Source organism: Streptomyces sp. NBC_01012 (genome assembly GCF_045162755.1).
GTDB lineage: Bacteria > Actinomycetota > Actinomycetes > Streptomycetales > Streptomycetaceae > Streptomyces.
The window spans coordinates 6,111,175-6,127,071 of record NZ_CP108688.1 but is presented as its reverse complement, the minus strand read 5'-3'; the positions used below and the strand labels follow the sequence as shown (position 1 = coordinate 6,127,071).

18 protein-coding genes are annotated in these 15,897 nt (G+C 70.0%); 3 read left to right on the top strand and 15 right to left on the bottom strand.

Annotated features, from left to right (window positions below; genetic code table 11):
- Positions 1-10: 10 nt before the first annotated feature.
- Together OG623_RS27540 and OG623_RS27535 are read right to left on the bottom strand one after the other, a co-directional pair.
- Positions 11-1,513 carry a hypothetical protein gene (locus tag OG623_RS27540; protein WP_406150102.1) on the bottom strand — a complete coding sequence of 501 codons (1,503 nt, stop codon included), beginning with the start codon at positions 1,511-1,513 and terminating at the stop codon, positions 11-13.
- Between the two features lie 112 nt (positions 1,514-1,625).
- Positions 1,626-2,339 carry an antibiotic biosynthesis monooxygenase gene (locus OG623_RS27535; protein WP_406150100.1) on the bottom strand — a complete coding sequence of 238 codons (714 nt, stop codon included), beginning with the start codon at positions 2,337-2,339 and terminating at the stop codon, positions 1,626-1,628.
- A 182-nt stretch (positions 2,340-2,521) separates the two neighbouring features.
- Here OG623_RS27535 and dapA point away from each other — a divergent pair, with 182 nt between their 5' ends.
- Positions 2,522-3,409 (top strand): 4-hydroxy-tetrahydrodipicolinate synthase, encoded by an 888-nt coding sequence (gene dapA / locus OG623_RS27530; RefSeq protein ID WP_406150099.1) that lies wholly within the window; start codon positions 2,522-2,524, stop codon positions 3,407-3,409.
- On the opposite strand, the gene dapD is transcribed toward dapA, so the two are convergent.
- The 3 genes from dapD to OG623_RS27515 form a co-directional block, all read right to left on the bottom strand.
- Positions 3,406-4,404, bottom strand: coding sequence for a 2,3,4,5-tetrahydropyridine-2,6-dicarboxylate N-succinyltransferase (gene dapD, locus OG623_RS27525; protein WP_406150098.1), 999 nt, complete (start codon positions 4,402-4,404; stop codon positions 3,406-3,408). The genes dapA and dapD overlap by 4 nt on opposite strands.
- Positions 4,405-4,534: 130 nt before the next feature.
- Positions 4,535-5,083: a TetR/AcrR family transcriptional regulator gene (locus tag OG623_RS27520; RefSeq protein ID WP_406150097.1), complete on the bottom strand. Its 549-nt coding sequence runs from the start codon at positions 5,081-5,083 to the stop codon at positions 4,535-4,537.
- Positions 5,083-5,403, bottom strand: coding sequence for a DMT family transporter (locus OG623_RS27515; protein WP_406150095.1), 321 nt, complete (start codon positions 5,401-5,403; stop codon positions 5,083-5,085). The genes OG623_RS27520 and OG623_RS27515 overlap by 1 nt, the downstream gene beginning before the upstream one ends.
- 144 nt (positions 5,404-5,547) lie before the next feature.
- Here OG623_RS27515 and OG623_RS27510 point away from each other — a divergent pair, with 144 nt between their 5' ends.
- The gene (locus tag OG623_RS27510) at positions 5,548-6,717 is read left to right on the top strand and encodes a hypothetical protein (protein WP_406150094.1); all 1,170 of its coding nucleotides are present in this window, start codon (positions 5,548-5,550) and stop codon (positions 6,715-6,717) included.
- Positions 6,718-6,740: 23 nt separating this feature from the next.
- Here the strand turns inward: OG623_RS27510 and OG623_RS27505 are convergent, their stop codons facing one another.
- The gene (locus tag OG623_RS27505) at positions 6,741-7,604 is read right to left on the bottom strand and encodes an SDR family oxidoreductase (RefSeq protein WP_406150093.1); all 864 of its coding nucleotides are present in this window, start codon (positions 7,602-7,604) and stop codon (positions 6,741-6,743) included.
- A 141-nt stretch (positions 7,605-7,745) separates the two neighbouring features.
- On the opposite strand from OG623_RS27505, the gene OG623_RS27500 reads away from it, so the two are divergent.
- Positions 7,746-8,489: a TetR/AcrR family transcriptional regulator gene (locus OG623_RS27500; RefSeq protein ID WP_406150091.1), complete on the top strand. Its 744-nt coding sequence runs from the start codon at positions 7,746-7,748 to the stop codon at positions 8,487-8,489.
- 172 nt (positions 8,490-8,661) lie between these two features.
- Here OG623_RS27500 and OG623_RS27495 read toward each other — a convergent pair whose 3' ends face one another.
- From OG623_RS27495 to OG623_RS27455, 9 genes are all read right to left on the bottom strand, one after another.
- Positions 8,662-9,027, bottom strand: coding sequence for a VOC family protein (locus tag OG623_RS27495; RefSeq protein ID WP_406150090.1), 366 nt, complete (start codon positions 9,025-9,027; stop codon positions 8,662-8,664).
- A 155-nt stretch (positions 9,028-9,182) separates the two neighbouring features.
- The gene (locus OG623_RS27490; RefSeq protein ID WP_093539690.1) at positions 9,183-9,521 is read right to left on the bottom strand and encodes a metal-sulfur cluster assembly factor; all 339 of its coding nucleotides are present in this window, start codon (positions 9,519-9,521) and stop codon (positions 9,183-9,185) included.
- On the bottom strand, positions 9,518-9,973 hold the full coding sequence (gene sufU, locus OG623_RS27485; RefSeq protein ID WP_403985567.1) for a Fe-S cluster assembly sulfur transfer protein SufU: 456 nt from the start codon (positions 9,971-9,973) through the stop codon (positions 9,518-9,520). The genes OG623_RS27490 and sufU overlap by 4 nt, the downstream gene beginning before the upstream one ends.
- An 18-nt stretch (positions 9,974-9,991) precedes the next feature.
- Entirely contained in the window at positions 9,992-11,260 is a 1,269-nt protein-coding gene (locus OG623_RS27480; protein WP_406150087.1) for a cysteine desulfurase, read from the bottom strand.
- Positions 11,257-12,021, bottom strand: a complete 765-nt coding sequence (sufC, locus tag OG623_RS27475; protein ID WP_406150086.1) for a Fe-S cluster assembly ATPase SufC — start codon at positions 12,019-12,021, stop codon at positions 11,257-11,259. Before sufC ends, OG623_RS27480 begins: the two co-directional genes overlap by 4 nt.
- A gap of 7 nt (positions 12,022-12,028) precedes the next feature.
- A complete protein-coding gene (locus OG623_RS27470; RefSeq protein WP_018555702.1) occupies positions 12,029-12,346 on the bottom strand; it encodes a bifunctional 3-phenylpropionate/cinnamic acid dioxygenase ferredoxin subunit in 318 nt (105 codons plus the stop codon).
- Complete coding sequence (gene sufD / locus OG623_RS27465; protein WP_406150083.1) at positions 12,346-13,527, bottom strand: Fe-S cluster assembly protein SufD; 1,182 nt, start codon at positions 13,525-13,527, stop codon at positions 12,346-12,348. The genes OG623_RS27470 and sufD overlap by 1 nt, the downstream gene beginning before the upstream one ends.
- A gap of 60 nt (positions 13,528-13,587) precedes the next feature.
- Positions 13,588-15,009, bottom strand: coding sequence for a Fe-S cluster assembly protein SufB (gene sufB / locus OG623_RS27460; protein ID WP_406150082.1), 1,422 nt, complete (start codon positions 15,007-15,009; stop codon positions 13,588-13,590).
- On the bottom strand, positions 15,006-15,758 hold the full coding sequence (locus OG623_RS27455; protein ID WP_406150081.1) for a helix-turn-helix transcriptional regulator: 753 nt from the start codon (positions 15,756-15,758) through the stop codon (positions 15,006-15,008). The genes sufB and OG623_RS27455 overlap by 4 nt, the downstream gene beginning before the upstream one ends.
- Positions 15,759-15,897: the final 139 nt, after the last annotated feature.

The following is a 15,897-nucleotide window of genomic DNA, read 5'->3' as shown; positions in this document are numbered from 1 at the left end:
CGTACCCGCCTCAGTCCTTCTGCCGCGACCGCGCCTTGTAGGCGGCCTTACGCGCGGCCTTCGCGGCGCCGCGGTCGCTGTGGAGTCGGCCCATCGCGTCGAGGACCTCGGCGGTGGCGGGGTGCTCCACCCGCCAGGCCTCGTCGAAGAAGCCGCTGTGCTGGCCGGCGAGTCCCTCGACCAGCTCCTGGAGCTCGTCCAGTTCGCCGTCGGCGTCCAGCTGCGCGGCGATCGTGTCCACGGCGAGCCAGAAGATCATCGACTCGGGCGGCGCGGGCACGTCCGCCGCGCCGCGCTCCGCGAGCCAGACCCGCGCCAGCCCGCCGAGCTCGGGATCACCGAGCACCGCCCGCACCTCGGGTTCGGCCTCCTGCCCGACCAGGGCGAGCGCCTGCTGGCAGTGGAGCCTGCGCAGCGGTGCCCGCCGGTCGGTGCCGCGCGCCGCGCCCAGGAGTTCGGCGGCGGCGGCCCGCGCCCCTTCGGCCCCGCGCCGGCCGAGCCAGAGACCGACCTCGGTACGCGCGGCCTCCTCGGGGTAGTAGGCGATGCCGTCGAGGAGTGCGTCCGCCCCCTTGTCGGCGAGGTCACCGACCGCGGGGGCCTCCACGCCGGCCTCCAGCATCCGCTCCCGGATGCCGTAGAGACCGAGCGGTGTCAGCTTGACCATGCCGTAACGGGTGACGTCCTCGTCGTCGGCGGGCGGCGTCGCCTCCTCGCCCTCCTCGGTCAGCAGCGTCTCGTCCACGGGCCGGTACTCGACGATCCCGATGGGTTCGAGGACCCGGAACTGCTCGTCCAGCCGCATCATCGCCTCGGACACCTGCTCCAGGATGTCGTCGGTGGGCTCCCCCATGTCGTCGGGCACCACCATGGACGCGGCGAGTGCGGGCAGCGGCACGGGCCCGGCGTCGGGTCCGGCCTCCGAGAGGGTCAGCAGATAGAGGTTGCCGAGCACCCCGTCGAGGAATTCGGCCTCCTGCTCCGGGTCCCAGTCCAGGGCGTCGAAGTCGACGCTGCCGTCCTCGCCGATGAGGTCGGCGAAGTCGTCGAAGGCGGGGGCGGTGGCGTCCGCGTGCACGGCCTCGAGACCGTCGAGCCAGATCGCGAGGACATCACCGGGGGATCCGGAGGTCAGCAGGCCCAGGTTCTCGCCGACCGTGACGGTGCCCTCCTCCTCACCCTCCGCTCCGGCGCCCTCGGTTCCGTCCTCGTGCGCGCCCCCGGCGGCGTCCTGCGGGTCCTCGAAGTCGACGAGGCCGGTGTCGACGGCCAGGCGCCACGCCTCACTGGCGTACGCGGCGGCGTCCTCGTCGTCGCCGAGGCCCAGGTGTTTGGCGGCCTCCGGCAGCTGTGCATCGACGAGCTCCCCGCCGGCGCCGACCCGGGTGGTGGGACCCGCCCAGCGGGCGAGGCGGACAGCACGCGCGAGCAGCGGAGCGGCCAGCGCGTCCCGTGCCAGCTCGGCCTCGGTATGCAGCCGCACAGGCGGCAGGGAGGGGCGCTCTGCGGACATCAGGGGGTTCTCCTCGGGGCGTGCGCGGCTGTGCGGACGGGCCAGGACCGGTGCGTACGGGGCCTTGGCCGCGGCCCAAGCGTAGACGCATTTCACCGCGAGCCGCCCGGAACTACCGCGGTCCCGCCTCGATGCCGAGCACGGGGGTCCAGCGGCGCACGGTACTGCCCTTCAGACCGGGGTAGTTCTGGACCCGGTGCCACTGCGGTGTCGTCGAGCCGACCCCGTCGCCCGAGGCGGCGAGTGCGTCGATGTGGGCCTGTGCGCTCTCCCACTCGGCGTAGTTGAGGACCCGGGTCCCGTCCGTACTGACGTGGAAGTGCGCCGCGATGCCGCCGGGCGCCGGGGCGGGGTCGGAGTCGAGCGCCTCGAACACGGCGTCCACCCAGGCCCGTTGGCGGGCGGGGTCAGGCCCGTCGAACTCGACGTCGACGCTGACGACGCAGCCCGGCTCCCGGCCGTCGCCCTCCTTCGCCCCGGAGCGGTACAGCTCGTACGCACGCAGTCCGACCCGCTCGATGCCGGGCACCGCCGCGTCGATCTCGGCGACCCGCTCGTCACGGCCCGTACGGGCGAACTCCCGGTGGGCGGCCTCGTCGGCCCACCGGCTGTGGTTGAGCAGGCTCTTCCCGTCGTCTGCGGCCAGGACGCCGTACGAGAGCAGCCCCGGATGCGGCCACTCCCTGGCCCCCCAGGCGGCGCGGACGGCCTCGACCGTGCGGCGCTGCCGTTCGGGGGTGCCGACGTTCCAGGTGCTGACCTTGACGATCCCCTTACCTGAAGGGGTGAGTGCGGGACCTGAGGTGAAGCGTACGGACGGCGACATGGCGTGATCCTCTCCGGGCGCGCCCCTGCGGTGCGCCTTCGCCCCTCACCCTCGTACGTCAAGCGCGCTTGAGGTCAAGGCCGGCCGGACGCTTCCGCGCCCTCGATCCTTCAGCGTCTCTTGCCTGTCACCCCAAGCAGAACTAAGTGGACCGGCACGCACCGGGCACCGAGACTGCGGACATGACATCCGACATCACCGGGCCCTTCGGCCGCGCCCTCTGCGCCATGATCACCCCGTTCACCGCCTCAGGTGACCTGGACCTGGACGCCGCCCGCCGCCGTGCCACGGATCTCGTCGCCGACGGCTGCGACGGCCTCGTGCTCAGCGGCACCACGGGCGAGTCACCGACGACGACGGACGAGGAGAAGACGGCGCTGCTACGGGCCGTCCGGGAGGCGGTCGGCGGCTCGGTCCCGCTGGTCGCGGGTGTCGGCAGTGCCGACACCCGGCACACGGTCCGGCTCGCGCAGGAGGCCGAGGCCGCGGGTGCGGACGGGCTGCTGGTGGTGACCCCGTACTACAGCCGCCCCCCGCAGGCCGCCGTCCAGGCACACTTCCTCCGGGTGGCGGAGGCCACGGGCATCGGGCTGATGCTGTACGACATCCCGGGCCGCACCGGCACGAGGATCGAACCCGCGACACTGCTGCGTCTGGCGGAACATCCACGCGTCGTGGCGGTCAAGGACTGTTCGTACGATCTGCTCGCGGCCACCCAGGTGATGACGCGGACCTCGCTGGCGTACTACTCGGGCTGCGAGGAGCTGAACCTCCCGCTGTACGCGCTGGGCGGGGCCGGCTATGTCAGTACGGTCGCCAATGTGATCCCGCGTCGGATGCGTGCCGTGCTGGACGCGTTCGACGCCGGTGACACCACGGGGGCAGCTCGTCTCAACGGGCTCAACGCCCCTCTGGTCGAGGCCATGATGGCCGGGGGCCTGCCCGGCACGGTCACGGTGAAGGCCCTGCTGGACGCAGGCCCGGTCCGCGAACCGCTACAGCCCGCCGACCGCGGGACGGTCGACGGGCTGCGTGCGGTGTACGAGGAACTCCTGGCGGCTACTGCCTAGTTGTGGCTGTGCAGCACGTCGTTGAGGCCGTCCCAGACCGCGTTGTTCGGGCGGGCCTCGACAGCGCCGGTGACCGAGTTGCGGCGGAAGAGGATGTTCGAGGCGCCGGAGAGCTCGCGGGCCTTGACGACCTGCCCGTCCGGCATGGTGACCCGGGTGCCGGCCGTGATGTACAGCCCGGCCTCGACGACGCACTCGTCGCCGAGCGCGATCCCGATGCCGGCCTCGGCGCCGATCAGGCAGCGCTCCCCGATGACGATGCGCTCCTTGCCGCCGCCGGACAGCGTGCCCATGGTGGACGCGCCGCCGCCGACGTCGGAGCCGTTGCCGACGACGACGCCCGCGGAGATGCGGCCCTCGACCATGGAGGTGCCGAGCGTGCCGGCGTTGAAGTTGACGAAGCCCTCGTGCATGACGGTGGTGCCCGAGGCCAGGTGCGCCCCGAGCCGTACCCGGTCGGCGTCGGCGATCCGCACGCCCTTGGGCGCGACGTAGTCCGTCATCCGGGGGAACTTGTCCACCGAGGTGACCTGGAGGTGCAGCCCCTCGGCGCGGGCGTTGAGCCGGACCGTCTCCAGGTCGTCGACGGCCACGGGGCCGAGCGAGGTCCAGGCGACGTTGGCGAGGAAACCGAAGATCCCGTCGAGGCTCTGGCCGTGCGGCTGGACGAGGCGGTGCGAGAGCAGGTGCAGCCGCAGGTAGGTGTCGTGCGCGTCGAGCGGCTTGTCGTCGAGCGAGGAGATGACCGTGGACACGGCGACGACCTCCACCCCACGGCGTGCGTCCACACCGATGGCCTTGGCCGCGCCCTCGCCGAGACGGTTCACCGCCTCCTCGGGGCTGAGGCGCTGCGTCCCGGCGGGGCCGGGCTCGGCGGAGAGCTCGGGGGCGGGGAACCAGGTGTCGAGGACGGTGCCGTCACCGGCGATGGTGGCGAGGCCGGCGGCGACGGCGCCGGTGGTGCGGGCGGGGCCCTGGGAAGTCGTGTCGGTCATGAACAGAACCTAACCGCCCGAGCCCCGCACGGGCGAACCGGTCTCAGCTGCCGGAGGCATTCGGAGGCCGGGCTGCCCCCGGAAGCATCGGGGCGGGACGCCCGTCCGCCGGGACACCGCCCGACCGGGCTCAGCGGGTCGCTCCGTCCACCACCCTGGCCAGCATCTCCCTGGTGTACTCCGGGTCGAAGTCGCCCCCGGTGAGCAGCACCTGGAGGCTGATCCCGTCCAGCAGGGCCGCGAGTGCCCGCGCGGTCGCCCGGTCGGTGCGGTGGGCGATGAGCACGGCCAGCGCGTCGGCCCACTCGGCGGCGACCGGCTGAAGGGCGGGCCTGCGCAGGGCCGCGAGGTAGAGCTCGTACTCGAGTGTCAGCGGTCCGCGGCCTGCCCCGAACCACTCCCCCAGCAGCCGGGTCAGCTCATCGGCCAGCGGAACCTCGGGGTCGGAGATGTACGGGCTCTCACGCACCGTCCGGGCGAAGCTCTCGTTGCACCGGCGCAGCGCGGCGACCAGCAGTTCGTCGAGGGAGGCAAAGTGATAGGTCGTCGAGCCGAGCGGCACATCGGCCTCGGCGGCCACCGTGCGATGGCTGAGCCCGCCGATGCCCCGCTCGGCGACGACGCGCAGGGCCGCGTCGATGATGCGTTCGCGCCGCTCGGGGTCGTACCGGCGGACCATCAGTGGGCTCCTCCCAGATTGAGGACGACGACCCCCGCGATGACCAGCGCGATGCCCGCCAGCTTGGCGAGGCCCGCGGTTTCGCCCATCCAGAGAATGCCGATGGCGGCGACGGCCGCGGTGCCCGTCCCCGCCCAGATGGCATAGGCGGTGCCGATCGAGAGGGTCTTGAGGGTCTGGGCCAGCAGCGCGAAGGCCAGCACATAGCCGACGACGGTGATGAGCGAGGGCCACAGCCGGGTGAACCCCTCGCTGTACTTCATGGCCGTCGTCCCGGCCACCTCCGCCGCTATCGCCGCGGCCAGCAATCCGTATCCCATACGTACGAGCGTACACAGCGTTGCGTACGGGCGTACACAACCGAGGCGGGGGAACCGGGACCACGGGACGCTACGGTGTCCGCACGGCAGGACCGGACGACACCGAACACGACACGAACACACGACACGAACAACGGAGCAGTGGTGGCGCAGGACGCAGGGTGGGGCGGGGGCGCCTACGGGGGCGCGGCGTACGGCGGAAGTCCCTACGGGGGCCCACCGGGATGGGGCGGCTGGGCACCCCCGCCGAAGCCGGGGGTGATACCGCTCGCCCCGCTGAGACTGGGCGACGTGCTGGGCGGGGCGTTCGCGACGATAGGCAGGTACTGGAAGCAGCTGCTCGGCATGGCGGCCACGCTCTACGGCTGCGCCGCGCTCCTGATGACGACAGCGGTGGCCGTCGCCTATTCCGCCGTCGCCGACCACCTGGACCGGGTGGTCTCCCTCGACTACGGCGAGAGCGCCTCCTCCGGGGACATCGCCGCGCTCGTGACGGCGGGCTGCGTCCTGGTGCTGCTGGGTATCGCCACCATGGCGCTCGTCTCCGGCCTGATGTACGCGGTGGTCCCGTCCGTGCTCCAGGAGGCGGTCCTGGGCAGGCCCGTCGCCTTCGCGGCGCTGTGGCGCAAGGCCTGGAGCCACGTCGCCCCCGTGATCGGCACCCTGATCATCACCTCCCTGTTCGCGATCGTGCCCGCACTGCTCGTCGTGGCGGTCTTCGTCGCGGCGGTCATCTCCCTCATGACTCTGGACGGTGGCGGCGGGGCCGCCGTCGCCATGTCGCTGGGCGTCGTCGGCGTGCTGGTGACGGGCCCGCTGGCGGTCTGGCTCTGGATAAAGGTCTGCCTGGCACCGGCGGCCGTGGTCTTCGAGGGCCGGCGCCCCTTCGCCGCACTGCGCCGCTCCTCCGAGCTGGTGCGCGGCGACTGGTGGCGGATCTTCGGCATCATCCTGCTGGCCGGCCTGATAGCGGGGGTGGCCGGCTATGTCGTCCAGCTGCCGTTCTCCTTCCTCGGGCTGTTCCCCGGCATGATCGGGACCGCGTCACTGGACAACGACCCCAGCCCGGCAGCCGTGATGGTCGCGATGAGCGGCTATCTGGTCGCGAGCCTGCTGGGCCAGCTCGTGAGCCAGATCTTCTCCACGACCTTCCCGCAGCTGGTGACCGGTCTGCTCTATGTCGACCGGCGGATACGGACGGAGAACCTGGGCCCGGCCCTGGCCGAGGCCGCGGGCTTCCCCCCGCAGGGCCCCGTCCCTCCGCCGTACGGACCGGTCCCTCCGCCCTACGGAGGCGGCGCCCCGCAGTGGTGACCAGGGCCGCGGCCCGGGAAGGATCAGCCCTCGGACAGCCGCTCACGCAACACCGCGTCCAGGGTGGCGGGTTCGCGGCCGATCAGGGTGGCCAGCGCCGGGTCGAGGGCTGAGAACTCCCCCGCACGGGCGGCGGCGAATATGCCCAGCAGGTGACTCGCCACCTCCGGGGGGACACCCCGGCCCAGCGTCTGCTCCAGGAACTGGTCGTCGGGCGCGGTGACCCTCTCGACGGGGCGACCGGTGATCCCGGTCGCGAGGGCGGCGATGTCGTCGAAGGTGAGCGCCTGCGGCCCGGTGAGCGGCGGCGTGGGGCCGTCGAAACGCCCCTCGTCGGCCAGGACGGTGGCGGCCGCGTCCGCGAGGTCGGCATGCGCGGTCCAGCTGACCGGCCCGTCCGCGGGGAGCACGATCCGGCCGGACTCCAGGGCCTGCCCGAGGAACAGCGCCGCGCTGGCGGCATAGAAGCCGTTACGCAGCGAGGTCCACGGCACACCACTGGCGCCAAGGAGCTTCTCGGTGGCGGCGTGGTCGCGGCAGGACTGGAAGTGCGAGGACGCGTCGGCCCCCATCTGACTGGTGTAGAGGATGCGGCGGGCACCGGACGCGACGGCTCCCTCGATCGCGGTGCGGTGCTGCTCGACGCACTCGTCGCCCATCTTGTCGACGGAGACGATGAGGACCTGGGAGGCGCCCTCGAAGGCATGGGCGAGACCGGCGGGGTCGGTGAAGCTGCCCTGCCGCACCCGCACACCCCGGTCGGCGAACGCCCGCGCCTTCCGCGGGTCGCGGACACTGACGCCGACCTGGTCCGCCGGCACCCGCCCGAGCAGACTCTCGACGATCAGACGGCCCAGCTGCCCGGTGGCTCCGGTAACGATGATCATGATGCGCTCCTCCGTACGGCCACAGCTGTGGCCCTGTTCCGTGGTTCCAGCGATACGGGCGATCCAAGCGATTCCGATGGAATCGAGTTCACGTTATCACTGATACTAACACCGGAACCATCAACGCGGTATCATCGATTCATGCCCACACCTTCACGCGGCAGGGACGGCACCACCGTCAAGGCCGACACCGCATCCGCGGGCCGGGAGCAGACCCGGCAGCGGGTCATCGAGGCCGCCATCGATCTGCTGACGCGCGGGGGGCGCGACGCGGTCACCACGCGCGCGGTCGCCGATGCCGCGGGACTCCAGCCGCCCGCCATCTACCGGCTGTTCGGCGACAAGGACGGGCTGCTCGACGCGGTGGCCGAGCACGGCTTCGCCGCGTTCCTCGCCACGAAGCACATCGACCCCGAGCCGCGGGACCCCATAGAGGACCTGAGAGCCGGCTGGGACGTCGCGATCGAGTTCGGCCTGGCGAATCCCGCGCTCTTCACCCTGATGTACACCGATCCCACCAGGACCGATTCGGCGGCCTTCAGGACCGGCCTGGAGATCCTGATGGGCCGGGTCAAGCGGCTGGCCGCCGGTGGCTGGCTGCGTGTCGGTGAGGAGCTCGCGGCCCAGACCATCCATGCCACGGCGCGCGGCGCGGTGCTCACCTGGCTGTCGCTGCCGGAGGACCGGCGCGACCCCGCCCTGTTCACAACCCTGCGGGAGTCCATGGTCACCGCAGTCACCCGTGAGGAGCCGGCCGTGCGGGACGAGGGCCCGGCGGGCGCCGCCCGCGCCCTGCGCGCCCTGCTGCCCGAGGAGTCACCCCTCAGCAGCGCGGAGCGGCACCTCCTGAGGGAATGGCTGAACCGCCTCGCCAGCGACGGCTGACGGCGATCAGAGGCTCCCGCACCGGCTGACGGCGATCAGGCGGCCGGCACCGGCTGCGGCTGACGGCGATCAGGGTGAGGTCCCGCGTCTGCTGCGGCTGACGGCGATCAGGGTGAGGTCCCGCGTCTGCTGCGGCTGACGGCGATCAGGAGGCCCCGCGTCGGCTGAGCCATCAGCCGTTCCGCGGCCCCCTCGGCCGGAGCACGCAGAATTCGTTGCCCTCGGGATCGGCCAGGACGACCCATGTCGCGTCCTCTCCCTGCCCCACGACCACCCGCCTGGCCCCGAGCCCGAGGATCCGCTCGACCTCGGCCGCCTGGTCGTCGGGGTCCAGATCGATGTGCAGCCGGTTCTTGACGACCTTGCCCTCCGGCACGGCGAGGAAGGAGATACGGGGTGCCCCGGTCCCCTCGGCGCCGATGGCGATCTCCTCGTCGTCCTCGGACAGCACCTTCCAGTCCAGCACCGCGCTCCAGAAGCGGGCCAGCTTCGGCAGATCATGGGTGTCGACGGCGAGTTGGTGAAAGCGGACGGCCATGCCCGTCAGTCTGCCAGCCCGATGCGGCGGCGGGCATACGAAAACGGCCCCCGGCGGTGCCGGGAGCCGTTCAGAAGACCCAGGAAGTCCGGAAAGCCCGGGATATCCGGACAGACAAGGACGCCAGGACGTTCAGACCACCATGGATCAATGGATCAGACGTTGAAGCCGAGCGCGCGAAGCTGCTCGCGGCCGTCGTCGGTGATCTTGTCCGGACCCCACGGCGGCATCCAGACCCAGTTGATCCGGAGCTCGTTGACGATGCCGTCCGTCGCGGACTTCGCCTGGTCCTCGATGACATCGGTCAGCGGGCAGGCCGCGGACGTCAGCGTCATGTCGAGGGTGGCGATGTTGGCGTCGTCGATGTGGATGCCGTAGATCAGGCCCAGGTTGACGACGTCGATCCCCAGCTCGGGGTCGACCACGTCGTACAGCGCCTCGCGGACCTCCTCCTCGGAGGCCGGCTTGGTGGTGAGAGTCTCGTTGTCGCTCATGCGGTCTTCCCTTCGGACAGCGCCTGCGCCGTCGCGTCCTTCCACGCCATCCAGCTCAGCAGCGCGCACTTGACCCGGGCCGGATACTTGGAGACACCGGCGAACGCGACCGCGTCCTCCAGCACCTCCTCCATCGCGTCGTCCGGCTCCAGCTGGCCCTTGGACTGCATCAGTTCCAGGAACGACTCCTGGATCTTCTGCGCCTCGCCGAGCTGCTTGCCCACCAGCAGCTCGTTGAGCACGGAGGCGCTGGCCTGGCTGATGGAGCAGCCCTGGCCCTCGTAACTGACGTCGGCGATGGTGTCGCCGTCGTACTTCACGCGGAGCGTGATCTCGTCGCCGCACGTCGGGTTGACGTGGTGCACCTCGGCGTCGCCGTCCCGCAGGCCACGCCCGTGGGGGTGCTTGTAGTGGTCCAGGATCACTTCCTGGTACATGGAATCAAGCTTCACCAGTCAACCCTCTGCCGTCTAACCGAAAAAGTTCCGCACATACTCGAGGCCGTCCACCAGAGCGTCGACCTCGGCGGGCGTGGAGTACAGATAGAACGACGCTCGCGTCGTCGCAGGAATTCCGTACCTCAGGCAGACGGGCCGTGCGCAGTGGTGTCCCACCCGGACGGCGACGCCCTGCTCGTCGAGTACCTGGCCCACGTCGTGGGGGTGGATGTCGCCGAGCGTGAAGGAGATCGTCGCACCGCGGTCCTCGGCCGTCGCGGGGCCGATGATCCTGAGATCGGGCACCTCCAGGAGCCGCTTCACCGCGTACTGAGTGATGGCCTGCTCATGGCGGTGGATGTTCTCCATGCCGATCGAGGAGAGGTAGTCCACGGCCGCGCCGAGGCCGACGGCCTGCGCGATCGGGGGCGTGCCCGCCTCGAACTTGTGCGGCGCGGGGGCGTACGTCGACGAGTGCATCGACACGGTCTCGATCATCTCGCCGCCACCGAGGAACGGCGGCAGGTCCTCCAGGAGCTCCTGCCGTCCCCAGAGCACGCCGATGCCGGTCGGGCCGACCATCTTGTGGCCCGTGAAGGCCACGAAGTCGGCCTGTAGCGCCTGCACGTCGAGCACCATGTGCGGGGCCGCCTGCGAGGCGTCGATGCAGACCAGCGCGCCGACCTGCTGGGCGCGACGGATGATCTTCTCGACCGGGTTGATCGTGCCCATGATGTTGGAGACGAGGGTGAAGGAGACGATCTTCGTCTTCTCCGTGATGATCTCGTCGATGTCGGACAGGTCGAGACGGCCGTCGTCCGTGATGCCGAACCACTTCAGCTTCGCGCCGGTGCGCTGCGAGAGCAGCTGCCACGGAACGATGTTGGAGTGGTGTTCCATCTCCGTGGTGACGATCTCGGTGTCGCTGTCGACCCGATAGGGCTCGTCCGCCCAGCCGAGCATGTTGGCGACGAGGTTCAGCGACTCCGAGGCGTTCTTGGTGAAGATCACCTCGTTGCGGCTGGGCGCGTTGATGAAGGCCGCGACCTTGTCGCGAGCGCCCTCGTACAGCGCGGTCGCCTCCTCGGCGATCGTGTACACACCGCGGTGGACGTTGGCGTTGTGCCGCTCGTAGTACTCGTTGAGCGCGTCGAGGACCTGGCGCGGCTTCTGCGAGGTCGCCGCACTGTCCAGGTAAACGACCTTCTTGCCGTCATGGACCGTGCGGTCCAGGATCGGGAAGTCCTTGCGGATCGCCTCGGTGTCGAGGAGGCCGGAGAGCCCCTGTCGGGCGTCAGTCACGCTGAAGCGCCACCCTTCGTGTAGGCCTCGTAGCCCTCGTTCTCCAGCTGGTCGGCGAGCTCGGCGCCGCCCGAGGCGGCGATGCGGCCGTTGGCGAAGACATGCACGTGGTCGGGCTTGATGTACTTGAGGATGCGCGTGTAGTGCGTGATCAGCAGGGTGCCGACCTCGCCGGTCTCGCGCACCCGGTTGACGCCTTCGGAGACGGTCTTCAGCGCGTCGACGTCCAGACCGGAGTCCGTCTCGTCGAGGATCGCGACCTTCGGCTTGAGGAGCTCCAGCTGAAGGATCTCGTGGCGCTTCTTCTCACCGCCGGAGAAGCCCTCGTTGACGTTGCGCTCGGCGAAGGCCGGGTCCATCTGGAGGGCGGACATCGCCTCCTTGACCTCCTTCACCCAGGTACGCAGCTTGGGGGCCTCGCCGCGGACGGCGGTGGCGGAGGTGCGCAGGAAGTTGGAGACCGAGACGCCGGGGATCTCGACCGGGTACTGCATGGCGAGGAACAGGCCGGCGCGGGCCCGCTCGTCCACGGACATCTCCAGGACGTCCTCGCCGTCGAGGGTCACCGTGCCACTCGTGATCGTGTACTTGGGGTGACCCGCGAGCGAGTAGGCGAGGGTGGACTTGCCGGACCCGTTCGGGCCCATGATGGCGTGGGTCTCGCCCTGCTTCACGGTCAGGTCGACGCCCTTGAGGATCTCCTTCGTGGCGTTGTCGGCCTCGACGGAGACGTGCAGGTCGCGGATTTCAAGCGTTGCCATGGGTGACTCAGGACTCCTGGGTGACGGAGACGAGCACATCGTCCCCTTCGATCTTTACGGGGTATACGGGGACGGGGCGCGTCGCGGGAAGGCCGGACGGCTTGCCTGTGCGCAGGTCGAAACTCGATCCGTGCAGCCAGCACTCGATCGAGCAGTCCTCCACCTCGCCCTCCGAGAGCGAGACGTTCGCGTGCGAGCAGATGTCGTTGATCGCGAACACCTCGCCCTCGGTGCGGACGACGGATACCGGCGTGCCGTCGAGCTCCACCCGCTTCGGGGTGTCGTCCTCCAGCTCACTCAGCGCACAGGCTTTGACGAAGGCCATCAGACCGACGCCTTCAGCTCGGTCTCGATCTTGTCGAGCAGACGGGCCTCGACGTCCGGCAGACCGATCTGCTGGACCAGCTCCGCGAAGAAGCCGCGCACGACGAGACGGCGGGCCTCCTCGGCGGGGATACCACGGGACTGCAGGTAGAACAGCTGCTCGTCGTCGAAGCGACCGGTCGCCGAGGCGTGGCCGGCGCCGACGATCTCGCCGGTCTCGATCTCCAGGTTCGGGACGGAGTCGACACGGGCACCGTCGGTGAGAACCAGGTTCCGGTTCATCTCGTAGGTGTCGGTGCCCTCGGCGGCGGCCTGGATGAGCACGTCGCCGATCCAGACGGCGTGGGCGTCGTCGCCCTGGAGCGCGCCCTTGTACACCGCGTTGGACTTGCAGTGCGGGGTGTTGTGGTCGACGAGGAGACGGTGCTCCTGGTGCTGGCCCTTGTCGGTGAAGTACAGGCCGAAGAGCTCGGCCTCGCCGCCGGGGGCGGCATAGGCCACCCGGGGGTGCAGACGGACGAGGTCCCCGCCGAAGGTGACGACGATCGACTTGAAGGACGCGTCGCGGCCGACCAGCGCGTTGTGCTGGCCGACGTGGACGGCCGTGTCGGCCCAGTCCTGCACGGAGACGACGGTCAGCTTGGCGCCGTCACCCAGGACGTAGTCGACGTTGGCCGCGAGCACGGCGTCACCGGTGTGGTCGATGACGACGACGGCCTCGGCGAAGGCGCCCAGTTCGATGAGCTGGTGGCCGTAGGCCACGCCGCCCTCGCCGTGCATGGTGATCCGGACCGGCTCACTGAGCACGGCCTCCTTCTCGACCGTGACGACCGAGGCGTGCTCGAAGGAGGAGTACGCCTGGGCGGCGACGCGGTCCACCGGGATGCCGGCCTTGCCGAGCCGGGCGTCGTCCCGGCCGACGGTCTCGACGGTGACGCCCGAGGGCGCCTCGACGACGACCTTGACCCCGTCACCGGTGGCGACCGCTGTGCCGTCGTGCAGACCGCGCAGCCGCTCCAGCGGGGTGAACCGCCATTCCTCCTCCCGGCCGTGCGGGACCGGGAAGTCCGCGACGTCGAAGGACGGGGGCGCGCTCATGCGCGTGGCGACGGTGGACTCGGCCGCCACCGCGATGGAACCGGCGGTGGTGGAGCCCACCGGGGAAATCTGAGCCTCAGCCATGGCTGTCGTAGTGCTCGCTTTCTCAGTCAAGAACTCTTCGGGATCCGGTCGGCGGGCCTGCTAGCCGACCGAACCCTCCATCTGCAGCTCGATCAGCCGGTTGAGCTCGAGGGCGTACTCCATGGGGAGCTCCTTCGCGATCGGCTCGACGAAGCCGCGCACGATCATCGCCATGGCCTCGAACTCGGTCATCCCGCGGCTCATCAGGTAGAAGAGCTGGTCCTCGGAGACCTTGGAGACGGTCGCCTCGTGGCCCATCGACACGTCGTCCTCGCGGACGTCGACGTACGGGTAGGTGTCCGAGCGCGAGACGGTGTCCACGAGCAGCGCGTCGCACAGCACGTTGGACTTGGCGCCCGGCGCACCCTCACCGATCTCGATGAGACCGCGGTAGGAGGTACGGCCGCCGCCTCGCGCCACCGACTTGGAGACGATGTTGGAGGAGGTGTTCGGTGCCATGTGGACCATCTTGGCGCCGGCGTCCTGGTGCTGGCCCTCGCCCGCGAAGGCGATGGACAGGGTCTCGCCCTTGGCGTGCTCGCCCATCAGGTAGACGGCCGGGTACTTCATGGTGACCTTGGAGCCGATGTTGCCGTCGACCCACTCCATGGTCGCGCCCTCGTACGCCACGGCGCGCTTGGTGACCAGGTTGTAGACGTTGTTCGACCAGTTCTGGATGGTCGTGTAGCGGCAGCGGCCGCCCTTCTTCACGATGATCTCGACGACCGCGGAGTGCAGCGAGTCCGAGGAGTAGATCGGCGCGGTGCAGCCCTCGACGTAGTGGACGTAGGCGTCCTCGTCGACGATGATCAGCGTCCGCTCGAACTGGCCCATGTTCTCCGTGTTGATACGGAAGTAGGCCTGGAGCGGGATCTCGACGTGCACGCCCTTCGGCACGTAGATGAAGGAACCACCGGACCACACGGCGGAGTTCAGCGAGGCGAACTTGTTGTCACCGACGGGGATGACGGTGCCGAAGTACTCCTTGAAGAGCTCCGGGTGCTCCTTGAGGGCGGTGTCGGTGTCCATGAAGATGACACCCTTCGACTCCAGCTCCTCGTTGATCTGGTGGTAGACCACCTCGGACTCGTACTGCGCGGCGACACCGGCGACCAGGCGCTGCTTCTCCGCCTCGGGGATGCCGAGCTTGTCGTACGTGTTCTTGATGTCCTCGGGCAGGTCCTCCCAGGACTCCGCCTGCTTCTCCGTGGACCGCACGAAGTACTTGATGTTGTCGAAGTCGATGCCCGAGAGGTCCGAGCCCCAGTTCGGCATGGGCTTCTTGCCGAACAGCTTCAGGCCCTTGAGCCGGAGCTTCAGCATCCACTCCGGTTCGTTCTTCTTCTCCGAGATGTCGCGGACGACAGCTTCGGACAGGCCGCGCTTCGCCGCCGCGCCTGCCGCGTCGGAGTCGGCCCAGCCGAATTCGTACGTGCCCAGGCCATCGAGCTCAGGGTGGGCAGTCTCCGTAGGGAGCGTCATGCGGGGTTCCTCCCGGCCGTACTTGCTGAATGGGTGTTCTGTGCTGTCTGTGAAGTCTGTGCTGCCGTGGGGCTGCTGCGCGGAACGAACGTCGTGCACACCCCGTCGCCGTGGGCGAGGGTGGCGAGACGCTGCACATGGGTCCCGAGCAGGCTGGAGAAGAATTCCGTCTCCGCCTCGCACAGCTGCGGGAACTGTTCGGCTACGTGCGCGACCGGGCAGTGGTGCTGGCAGAGCTGCTCGCCCTGCTGCTGACCCGGTGCGCTGCGCGCCGTAGCAGCGTACCCGTCGGCCGACAAGGCCCTGGCGAGGGCCTCGGTACGCGCTTCGGGTTCGGCGGCCTCGACCACCGCGCGGTACACCTCCGCCTGGGCGGCCATCCTGGCGCGGGCGAAGGCGACGAGCGCCTCGTCCCCCGCCGTGTCGGCGATCCAGCGCAGCGCGTCGGCGGCGAGCTTGTCGTAGGACTGGTCGAAGGCGTCCCTGCCGCAGTCGGTGAGGGCGAACACCTTGGCCGGACGGCCCCGGGTCCGCGCCCCGTACACCCGCTGTTCGCGGGCTTCGACCACATCGTCGGAGACGAGCGCGTCGAGGTGACGGCGCACGGCGGCCTGGGTCAGACCGACGCGCTTGGCCAGATCGGCCACGGTGGACGGGCCGTGGTCCAGGATGGAGCGCGCGACCCGGTTGCGCGTCGAGCGCTCCCCGGTCGCGAGTTCCTCCTGAGGAGCCTCGCCATCGTATTTCACAACGCCATTGTTGCGTAATTCCTTCGGGCGTGACAACCCGCCTCGGAGCCGGGCACGGTGCCCTTCATCACTTAGGCAGACCTAAGTTGACCTGCGAAAACGGATGATCAAGCAGGCCGTCGCAGGTCGGTGCCCTCCG